The 11,665-nt window shown below is 38.8% G+C and carries 6 protein-coding genes; 4 read left to right on the top strand and 2 right to left on the bottom strand.

Features of this window, described 5'->3' with window-relative positions; genetic code table 11:
- Positions 1-102: 102 nt before the first annotated feature.
- A complete protein-coding gene (locus ACJJVX_RS13210) occupies positions 103-2,040 on the top strand; it encodes a methyl-accepting chemotaxis protein (RefSeq protein WP_405631823.1) in 1,938 nt (645 codons plus the stop codon).
- A gap of 80 nt (positions 2,041-2,120) precedes the next feature.
- Here the strand turns inward: ACJJVX_RS13210 and ACJJVX_RS13215 are convergent, their stop codons facing one another.
- Both ACJJVX_RS13215 and ACJJVX_RS13220 read right to left on the bottom strand, forming a co-directional pair.
- A complete protein-coding gene (locus tag ACJJVX_RS13215) occupies positions 2,121-3,326 on the bottom strand; it encodes a putative zinc-binding metallopeptidase (protein WP_054453471.1) in 1,206 nt (401 codons plus the stop codon).
- A gap of 65 nt (positions 3,327-3,391) precedes the next feature.
- The gene (locus ACJJVX_RS13220) at positions 3,392-4,213 is read right to left on the bottom strand and encodes an SHOCT domain-containing protein (RefSeq protein WP_405631825.1); all 822 of its coding nucleotides are present in this window, start codon (positions 4,211-4,213) and stop codon (positions 3,392-3,394) included.
- Between the two features lie 610 nt (positions 4,214-4,823).
- Between ACJJVX_RS13220 and ACJJVX_RS13225 the strand changes: the two genes are divergently transcribed.
- From ACJJVX_RS13225 to ACJJVX_RS13235, 3 genes are all read left to right on the top strand, one after another.
- On the top strand, positions 4,824-8,135 hold the full coding sequence (locus tag ACJJVX_RS13225; RefSeq protein WP_169326366.1) for a DUF2126 domain-containing protein: 3,312 nt from the start codon (positions 4,824-4,826) through the stop codon (positions 8,133-8,135).
- A 101-nt stretch (positions 8,136-8,236) separates the two neighbouring features.
- Positions 8,237-10,753, top strand: coding sequence for a circularly permuted type 2 ATP-grasp protein (locus ACJJVX_RS13230; RefSeq protein WP_054203652.1), 2,517 nt, complete (start codon positions 8,237-8,239; stop codon positions 10,751-10,753).
- On the top strand, positions 10,750-11,628 hold the full coding sequence (locus tag ACJJVX_RS13235; RefSeq protein ID WP_054453477.1) for a transglutaminase family protein: 879 nt from the start codon (positions 10,750-10,752) through the stop codon (positions 11,626-11,628). The genes ACJJVX_RS13230 and ACJJVX_RS13235 overlap by 4 nt, the downstream gene beginning before the upstream one ends.
- Positions 11,629-11,665 lie beyond the last annotated feature (37 nt).

The raw sequence follows: 11,665 nt of genomic DNA on the forward strand, positions 1-11,665 counted from the left end.
ACTATAGGAAAATTCCTATTGGCATTTTTCAAAAATACGCCTAAAGTTTAAATATCTGTGTTATTTAATCGTTAGGCCTTTATGATTGTTTATATAAAAAATATGAGATTAGCCTCTCAGCTGCGTGGTTCATTCTTTTTTTTACTTGTTCTTTTGGCTGTAGTGGCTGGGTTTAGCCTTTATGGTTTTACAAAAAGCCAGCAAGGATTTGTTGATTATAGGCAACTTGCTATAGAAACAAATTTAGCAGGGCGTTTACAAGCTAATCTACTTTATACACGTTTGAATGTTTTAAAATACATCAAAGAAGACGACCCTGAAACCCTTAAAGAATATACACGCCGATTAGATCTTGTTGAGCAGTTTTTGAGAGAAATAAAAACCGCTTCGAATGATCCAACTCGTTTAAAGTTGATAGAGGAATCATCGCAACTTACTCAAAATTATAAATCAAACTTTATAAAAGTAGTTCAGTTAATTAAAGATAGAAATAAGATAGTGTCTGAAGATTTAGATCCCGCAGGAAAAGCAATGCGCATTAGCATCTCAGCTTTATTTAATCAAATTAGTAAGAATACTGACTACGAAGATGCTCATTTGCTCTCACAAGTACAAGAATCACTTTTACTTGGTCGGTTATATGTAACTAAATTTTTGGTTTCAAACAAACACTCTGATATCGAACGGGCTGAGCAAGAGCTTGCTAAAACAAGTTCTTACATAGATAAATTGCTTAAAGGAACACTTAATACAGATTCAAGTCTGGAGAATGTAAAAACAAATTTAGCAAAGTATTTAAATGCCTTAAAAAATATAGAGCAAACAATTATCAAGCGTAACGATATTATTAATAACAAACTAAATAAGATTGGCCCTAGTATCGCTGATAATTTAGAAAGCGTGAAGTTATCAGTTAAAAATGAGCAAGATGAACTTGGCCCGAAGGTACAAAAGAACAGTGAAATGATGATTTATATCGTTAAGATAGTATCGATATCCGCGCTATTTTTAGGCTTATTATTCGCGGTCACATTACCTAAAATGATCCGCAGACCTATTGGTGGAGAGCCTAAGGAAATAGCAGCTGTTACAGAGAGAATTGCTAAAGGTGACTTAACAGAAAAATTCGAACACCAAGAAGATGCGACAGGTATATTTAAATCTATCATTTATATGTCTAATAGTTTGAAAAGTGTTATTTCACGCATCGTTACTAATGGAGACTCAATCAGCGAAGCGGCAATTACTTCGAGTCAAATTGCGCAAAATACCAACAATGTCGTTAATGAACAACGAGAGCGAACGTCACAAATTGCAACCGCAATTAATGAAATGGCTTACAGCATCCAAGAGGTTGTTAAGCTATCAACGAATTCAGCAAGTTCTGCAAATGAAGCTAAAAAAGCTGCAGAGACAGGCCTTACAGTTATTGATTCAACGGTAGGTGCTATAAACCGTTTGGCAGAAACAATTGAAAATGCCATGAAAGATATCAATAAACTGGAACAAAGCAGCCATGATATTGGCGCTGTTGTTGAGGTTATTAGAAATATTTCTGAACAAACAAACTTACTAGCGTTAAATGCCGCAATTGAAGCCGCGCGAGCGGGTGAACAAGGCAGGGGCTTCTCAGTCGTTGCTGATGAAGTTCGAAATTTAGCCCAACGTACGCAAGAATCAACCAACGAAATTCAAACAATGATTGAAGCACTACAAGCAGGAACAAATACCGCCGTAAGTAGTATGTCTACCAGCAGTGATGAAGCACATCGCACCGTTGAGTTATCAGGGCAAACACGCCAACAACTAGATGGTATTTTATCCATGATCAGTGATATTAATGATATGAATAACCAAGTTGCTGTTGCAGTAGAAGAGCAGTCAACCGTTTGTGAGGATATCAATCAAAATATTACTGGGATATCAGAGTCATCAGATGCGTCGTCTCAAAGTGCTACTGAAGCGGCAATGGCGAGTGAGAAAATGGCTGAACTAGCGCATGCACTACAAATGATAGCGAAAGAGTTTAAAATTAGCTAAACCCAAATTAAACTCATTAATTATGAAATAAGCACACCCTTTTAGGTGTGCTTTTCCTTTTAAAATAAGGCGTTACTAAATCATGATTTTGCTGCTGAAATCTCGTTTTCGCTACTAGTCTTTACTTCTACATTTAAGTCTGGCATCAAATTTAGCCTATTATGAATGGCGTGATGAATGAAAGCTAACTTAGTACGTACCGCTTGAGTTAATACAAATGGATAGGCGTCGGCGAGGCCCATACTACGATTTAATGAATTTAGAATAACTGAAAACTCCATCCACGCATCTAAAATAGTGTCAATTGATGTTTGAGTATAAAAATAGCGTGCGTTTTGGGGTAATTGTAATTCGTCGGTATCTTCAACATCAGACTCATTGCCTGTTGTTGAGCCAGTAATAGAGAAGTTTTTTGCTGTTTCTAATGTATCGATAATATGCATGTAATGCGCCCATGTTTCAGCCCAATCTTCGTATGGGTGCATGGTGGCATATTCACTGATAAAACTCTCATGCCAATTAGCAGGTGCGCCTTGTTTATAATGTGTATCAAGTGCCTGTTGATAATCTAACTCATCATCACCAAAGTACTGTTTACACAAAGCATGTTTGATTGGGCAATGTATAATTAATTGATCAAAATAATAATGACCAAGTTCATGGCGAAAATGACCAAGTAATGTACGGTAATGCTCGCCCATCGCCATTTTAGTGTGTGATCGCGCTACATCATCGGCTTCAGCTAAGTTTATTGTGATGTGACCATCGTTATGCCCAGTAAACACGGTTTCTTGACCTACAATAGGGCTAACAAAGTGATCGTTTACATTTCGATCTGTAATAAAATCAAAACTTAATCCGCCCTCGGGAACTTGAGTTATAGTGTTAAGTGGCAGTGATAATGACTTTAATGTGTACAGGGCTCGGCGCTTCGCGGTCTCCATTTTTTTCCACAGGGGGATATGGTCAACAATACTTAAATCGGGCACCGTTTCGTTAAAGCGACACGCAAAACACAATACTTCATCTTTATCTGCAACAGGCACAAATGTACTTAAATTCACCATACCGTTACACACTTTGAATTGGGCATTATTATCACATTTTTTATAATGGACTTCTGGGCTTTCAGATTTATAAAATAGCCCTGATGCTTCATCAAGCTCATAAGGCTCGACTTGCTCAAACTCATCATCAATTCCCACTGTTTTGCCGCACGCTAAGCAGTGACTACTTTCAAAAAATAAAATGAGCTCTTCTTTGCAATTACATTTAAATGTTTTCATATTTTTTACCAAAATTAAATAAACTGCTATGAGGTTATCTTCATAGCGTATTAATACCTGATTTATTAGAGCCTTTTTAATAGCTCTGATTTTTTGGAATTAAACTCTTCATCGCTCAGTGCATTAGAGTCACGTAATTGCGCAAGTTTTTCTATAATTTGTAACGTCTCGTTTGTTGAGTACTGCGGATGTGTATTCACAGGAGCGTCCACATTATTTACTGATGCAGGTATAGAGTTTTGCTCTACTACTTGTTGTGTAGACTGCGCTGCTTGTTGTGTAGATTGCGCTGCTTGTTGTTGTGTAAAATGCGCAGCAACGTCCTGCTGAGCAGCGCTAGGCTGTATCCCTGATATTAATGGTAATGTATCCACATTAATGGTTCCCCACTGGCTACTAAATGTGAGCGATGTATTGCTACCTTGTTGCTGACTGACGCCACCAATATTGTGATCTAGCGTGTCGTATACACTCACAAGTCCATTGAGTTCAACGGCTAGTCGGTTAGGGAATATAGCGTAGCGAATATTATTTTGCGCGCCGCTACTAAATGGGCTCCCCAAATCACCTGGCCACCATTGATTACTACCAGGAGTCCCTGCAGGAATAGTTGGAAATACTTGATTGCTACTTAGAACATTTGAAAGTTCATTACACAAGTTATCGACAGTTGATTTGAGGCCATAATTAAACATATCGCCAACCATTGTCATCCCACCGCGCATCCATTGGCCAGAGCCACCGAGTTCAGGACTATTAAATTGTGCCATTGATCCTCCACCATTATTCACTGCAATAAGCATGTGAAGTACCGCATTTTGGCTAAGGCCATAACGAGAGGCGATACCGTTAACTAAATTATGACCGACATCTGTTAGCTGTTGCATACGAAAATATCCTATTGGTAAATTGGTTTGTTTTAAATATGAATAGAAATGGTAATGCACGCTTTAGCCTAGGCGTGGGTGATAACAAAACTAACACCTTGAAAATAAAACAGCTTGTTTTATTTTACTGGGCTTGTTAACTTTGATGTAACGTAAGTGATTAAAAATCGATCCACTATAACATTGTTATAGAATTTACTCGCAGCTTTATTATGAACTATTTTTTTAGTTTTATTATAGATAGATATGCAATGATTAGTCATGCCTATTTTGCTCGAATAGCAGTTGAAGTGTTTCATTTTTTATTGCTGAGTTATCTATAAAATCGATTAAGTTGCTGATTTTAAATTAATAACTCTCCGTTAGTGTGCGGACCTTACGATTGAAAATGATAATTGCAATATCAAAAAAATTACAAATATATTTAATTAACGTGTCTTCCTATTAATTAGGCCAAAATGATAATTGCATAGTCTGTGTTTTTAAGTGGCTATGTATATAAAGTACAAAACTGGTAAGTGTACTTATACAAGAATTACTGAATGAAATTAGGCCAAGTCATATTTATATGCACTATGTTATGACTATACATTATAAAAGGGATTAATAGATGACGATTACAGTTGGTATTTCGCACCATACTCAGTACAAATACGATCGGTCAGTCAATATGGGACCGCATATATTTCGCCTTCGCCCGGCGCCTCATAGCCGAACTAAAATTAAAAGTTATTCAATAAAAATAGTACCAGAAGATCACTACATAAATTGGCAGCAAGATCCTTTTGGAAACTACCAAGCAAGAGTTGTGTTTAATAAACCGACCACAGAATTCAGTTTTACAGTTGATTTAGTCGCTGAAATGACTGTAATTAATCCATTTGATTTCTTTTTGGAAGATTACGCAGAAGAGTTCCCATTTGTATATGATGCGGTTTCAAAATCTGAATTGGCTCCCTATCTTAAAAAACGTAAAGCCAGCCCAAAATTTTTAGAATTAATTAACTCTTTGCAGCCTAAAGAACCGTTAAGAAGCGTTGATTATCTAGTGGCCATTAATCAGGCTATATATAATTTAGTCGGTTACGGCATTCGTTTAGAGCCCGGCGTACAAACAGCAAATGAAACAATCACTAAACAAACTGGTTCATGCCGTGATTCTGCATGGTTACTTGTGCAATTGTTTCGTCACCTAGGGCTCGCGTCTCGGTTTGTATCGGGATACTTAGTGCAATTAACTTCAGATCAAAAATCATTAGATGGGCCAAGTGGTCCCGAAGAAGATTTTACAGATTTACATGCCTGGACTGAAGTGTATATTCCGGGGGCGGGTTGGATAGGACTTGATCCTACATCAGGCTTGTTTGCAGGTGAAGGACACATACCGCTTGCTTGCACGCCTGAGCCAAGCTCAGCTGCCCCAGTTACTGGCGGCATTGACGATTGTAAATCAGAATTTAGTTTCTACAACAAAGTAACGCGTGTTCATGAAGACCCTCGAGTAACTAAACCATATTCTGAGGCGCAATGGGCTGCAATTAATCGCTTAGGTCAGCATGTTGATAATGTTTACCAAGAAGAAGACATACATCTTACTATGGGGGGCGAGCCGACATTTATTTCTATCGATGATATGGAGCATCCCCAGTGGAACACAGACGCAGATGGCAAAGAAAAGCGTGTCCTTGCGCAAAACCTATTTGTAGAAATGAACAAGGTTTACACAAAAGGCGGCTTTACGCATTATGGACAAGGAAAATGGTATCCAGGTGAGCCTTTACCGCGTTGGCAGTATGCGTGTTATTGGCGCAAAGATGGTGAGCCACTCTGGCAAGATGCAACATTATTAGCGGATCCTAATAAAGACTATAAATACGATCATACAGATACCAAAAAATTCGCCGACACATTATGTGAATCATTGGGATTAGATAATAAAGCACTCACCACGGCCTATGAAGATATTTTGTATCATATGTGGCAAGAGGCTTCTCTACCAACAGAGATAAAACCTGATCAACCTGAGTTACTTAATGCTATGAGCCGAAAAGGCTTTTTAGCAAAAATGGATAAAGGCATTGAAAAGCCTGTCGGGTATGTGCTTCCTTTGAAGTGGAATGACAGTAAAAATTGTTGGCAATCTTGTACATGGGAATTTAAGCGTGGTCACTGCTTTTTATTACCGGGTGAATCACCGCTAGGCTACCGTCTACCTTTAGATAGCCTTGATTGGAGTGGCAATATAATTGATCGCGACCCATTTGATATACCAGACACCTTTAGCAAGCCTAAAAAGCTTAAAAAGGGATTTATTGGTCAAGAAATGGTAAAAACTGCGCTTGTTATGGAAGTAAGAGAGGGGCGATTATACCTGTTCATGCCGCCAACAAGTCATTTTGAACATTATATGGGACTATTAAACAGTATAGAAGCTGTTGCTAAAAAATTGAAAATGCCTTTAGTCATAGAGGGTTATAGCCCACCTAAAGATAGTCGTGTTGAGAAATATGCGGTAACGCCAGACCCCGGTGTTATTGAGGTTAATATTCATCCATCTACATCGTGGGATCAATTAGTTGACCGCACAACCACCTTATACGGCTTAGCAAAAGAATGCCGGTTAGGAACGGACAAATTTATGGCGGATGGTCGTCATACCGGAACCGGTGGCGGTAACCATGTCACTCTCGGTGGTGAAACGCCTGAACAAAGTCCGTTCTTACGTCGGCCTGATATTTTAAGAAGCTTTATTACCTATTGGCAGCACCACCCTGGTTTATCGTATCTATTTTCAGGTTTATTTATTGGGCCTACAAGCCAAGCACCTCGCGTGGATGAAGCCAGAGATGAAGTACTTTATGAGCTTGAAATTGCTTTTTCTCATATGCCAGAAGGGGAAGTGCCAGAACCTTGGCTAGTCGATAGATTACTTCGTAATTTATTAGTCGACCTAACGGGTAATACACATCGTGCAGAATTTTGTATTGATAAATTATATTCACCTGACTCAGCAACTGGGCGTTTAGGTATTGTTGAGTTTAGGGGCTTTGAAATGCCACCGCATTCACAAATGAGCCTAGTACAAATGCTATTGCTACGAACTTTGCTTGCATGGTTTTGGAAAAAGCCTTATCACAAGCCATTAATTCGTTGGGGTACAGAATTACACGATAAATTTTTATTACCACAATATGTTGAGAACGATTTAGCAGAAGTAAGTCGTGATCTACAACAAGCTGGTTTTCAATTTCAATTAAGTTGGCTTAACCCATTTTTCGAGTTTAGGTTCCCTGTTTGTGGTACGCGTGAGCTTGATAACGTCACACTCGAATTACGAACAGCTATCGAACCTTGGCATGTACTGGGTGAAGAGGCGAGTGCCTCGGGTACAGCACGCTATGTTGATTCCTCACTTGAGCGAGTACAAATAAAAGTACAAGGGACAATGAGTGACCGCTATATCGTCAGTTGTAACGGCCGAAGAGTGCCATTGCGACCCGTAAAAGGAAAAGCAAAAGATGAAATGGTCGCTGGGATCCGATATAGAGCGTGGCAGCCACCCACAGCTCTTCACCCTACAATAGGTGTTCATGCACCCTTGGTATTTGATCTGATTGATACATGGGAAGGACGTTCTGTTGGCGGTTTTGTGTACCATGTAAGTCATGCTGGTGGTCGTAACCCTGAAACGCTTCCGGTTAACGCATTTGAGGCTGAAGGACGCCGCGTTGCCAGGTTTTGGGAGCATGGTCATACACCATCGTTATTGGCATCTACAGAGCCTAGCTGGAGTCCTTCTGCGGTTACACATAGCTTTCAAGCTGTGCAAAATGTGAATGAATACGTAGTACCAGATGAGGAAAGTATGAATTCGGATTATCCAAATACATTAGACTTACGCAGGCAGCCAAGCTTTAAATAAGCATAGATAGTTGTTGGGAATATGCCGTTTTACTGTGTATTTCACATTGTAAAACGGCGCATTGATGTTGGCTAATTACTATAAATTGGAGCACGTTCAGCTTGTATATAAATACAAATACGATGCCAGAGTTGCCTAGCTGGTTATCTTTATATCTTAATAAAACACATGTTCATGATGAACTTGCAAATCACAGTGGCTCAAACCCAGCGCATTGGGATACCTTGTTTAACCGCTTAGCAAGTTTAACAGCGGATGATGTAAATAGTCGTGCCATTGAAATTAGGCAGCTACTTCAAAATGGTAATATAAAAAACGAAAGTAATAAGCAATGGCATTTTGACCCATTGCCTTTTATGTTATCAAAATCGGATTGGGCAATACTTGAAGAAGGCATTAAACAACGAACCCGTTTATTAAATCTAATACAGCAAGATATCTACGGCGATCAAACACTTCTCGTTGATGGGCATATTCCAGCACAGCAATTATTTCAGGATCCAAATTATTTACGTGAAGGTTTTAGTTTACCAAGTAATGAGTTATCTCTTTTCTTTACGGCGCTTGATGTTTACCGAACATCCGCGGGTGAATTTAAAGTACTTGCCGATCATTGTCAGTGCCCATTAGGTTTAGGCTTGCTACTTAAAAATCGTATTATCGCAAGACGTGTAATGGCCGAAGAGTTTGCCGATTGCAACGTTCAGCAAATCAAAGAGTTTTTAAATCTATTTCAAGAAGGGATTGATGAATATACCCATTATATGGATGACCCACGGATCGTTATTCTTACACAAGGGATCGACGATCCTAACTACAATGAACACGCTTTTCTCTCTACTTATTTTGGCTACACATTAGTACAAAGCGCCGATCTTACTGTGCGTGGTGGGGAAGTGTGTTTAAAGTCGTTGCAAGGGCTGGGGAAAGTAAATGTTATTTTGCGTTGGGTTACAGACCGTAGTATTGACTCATTAGAGCAAACAGAATATTCACTGCATGGTATTCCTGGTTTACTACAGGCAGTACGAGAAGGATCGGTTAAGGTATTAAATCCTTTTGGTAGCGGCGTATTATCGTCTTCTTCTATCAAGAGTCATCTAGCAGATTTATCACAGTACCTTCTAAAGCAGCCATTGTTACTTGGAGAGCCTAATTACTATAGTGTCTTAGAGGCTAAAAAATTATCATGGGATAATCTTGAACTGTTGTGTCATTTAAACCCGAAACTAAAGTTAGACGGGGTTCTTGATGAGCAGGAAATTAAATTACTTATTAGTAATGATCCTGATAATTATTTTTTCCAAGAAAAACCATCGTTTAGCAGTGCGCCATTTTGGCATGATGGTCAGCTAGTTGCTAGACCGGTTGTATTTCGCTGTTATGCATTAACAACAGAAAATGGCATAGAGGTTTTACCCTCAGCATTATGTTTTTCTAACGAAACAAGCAGTGATCCACACGTCTCAGGTTGGATAAAAGATACGTGGATAAATACCGCCGATCGCATTGAGGCCAGTGAGCATAATATTGCCCCGATCAGAAAAAGAATGGACGTCACTTTATTAGAAGGCGTGGTCTCAAGTCGTACGGCAGAGCATCTATTCTGGCTAGGCAGGTACTTAGAGCGATGTGAAAATACCATTCGTATTTTACGTATTTTTATCGATAAATACACTGAGCTTTCTATTTATCCCGATTTAATAAGGCAAAATATTGTAGCGAGACTTTTGAATGCGATTAATCTGCAATATATCGTGTATCCGTATATTGAACCTGATTTAACACGTGAGCTACCTGATGTTAGCTTTTCCAAAGAAGCCGCATTTAAACTGTTAGCAGATGAGCAATGCGCAGGCAGTATTGTTAATACACTCAAGTATATCGCCAATGCATCTGTACAAATACAAGAGCTATTATCTCATGATAGTCGGCGAATTATAGACAGCATTAATGATCAAATTAAAATATTTAAGAATATTAACCTCAACGTGCCAACTCGCGCTATGCAAAGTAGCTTAGACAACGTTATTGGTACGATTATGGCGTTTAATGGTTCTATCACCGATTGTATGCCAAATAGTAATGGCTGGTTTTTATTAGAAATGGGGCGACGAGTTGAACGAAGCATGCAAATAACATCGTTAAGTGCAGCTTTGTTAACTCAAGAATTAGAAGAGCCAGAAGAACTCGGTTTGCTTGAAGTTGCGCTAAGCTGCCAAGTGAGTTTAATTACGCATAAGCGTCGTTATAGAGTGTATCAAACCATTGGTACTGGGTTGGAGTTATTACTTTTAGATGCGGAGTATCCGCGTTCAATATTATTTCAATTAGAGCAAATTCATCAGCTGTGTATTCATTTACCTAATAAGCGACGTCAAGGAGTAATTGCGGCACATGAAAAAGCTATATTATTATCTAAAACAAGTTGTTATGTAACTGAAAAAGATTACTTACAAAAAAGTGATGGTGGGTTGCGTAAGCAATTAATAGAATTTAATCATAACACGCGGATGAATTTAGAAACGTTTTGCGATGTGTTGTTACTGCAATATTTTTCACATACTCAGACCGCAAACAAATTAAACTGGACTAATATTGAGCAAGCTCAATCGTGAAATATAAAATAAAACATTCAACAACCTATAACTATGCTGACTATGTCAGTTTATGTCAAAACCAAGCCCGATTAACACCAAAAACAAACCGTGGGCAAATATGCCACAGTAGTCGTATTGAAATTGAACCAACACCCAATTACATACGATCATTTAGTGATTACTTTAATAACCAAGTAACCGCATTTGAAATAGCAATACAGCATAAAAAACTCAAAGTAACTATGATTAGTGAGGTTGAGTTGTTAATCGATGCGAACGACAATTTAAAACGAGTAGACGTCCCATGGCAAGATGTACGTAATTTATTGGCTAAGCCAAATACTACTGAGCTGTTAAAAACCTCTGAGTTTGTATTACCCTCAGGGCTTATTCCTATTGATGATGGCATAAAAGACTATGCATTAATCTCGTTTAAGCCTGAAGTAACAATTATTGCCGCATGTAAAGATTTGATGGCAAGGATTTTTCATGAGTTTCATTATGATCCTGGTTTTACAACCATTAGCACCCCGTTGAGTGTTGTTTTTTCACAAAAAAGAGGCGTTTGCCAAGACTTTGCGCACTTTGCAATTGCGTGCTTGCGCAGTATTGGTTTAGCTGGAAGGTACGTCAGTGGGTATATTGAAACGATGCCGCCAGAGGGAGAAGTGAAATTAGAGGGAGCAGATGCGACTCATGCTTGGTTTGGCGTGTTTATCCCAAATATTGGCTGGGTTGATTTTGATCCTACTAACAATGTATTGCCATGCGATCAGCATATTACGCTCGCTGTAGGGCGAGATTTTTCTGATGTGACTCCTCTCAAAGGAGTCGTGTTTGGCGGCGGTAGTCAGCTGCTGGACGTAGCTGTGGATATGATTCGATTAGAATAAATTAAATAACGTCATAGTAATGATGGATAAGGTGAGT

The organism is Pseudoalteromonas sp. Ld20, assembly GCF_045064175.1.
Lineage (GTDB): Bacteria > Pseudomonadota > Gammaproteobacteria > Enterobacterales > Alteromonadaceae > Pseudoalteromonas > Pseudoalteromonas neustonica.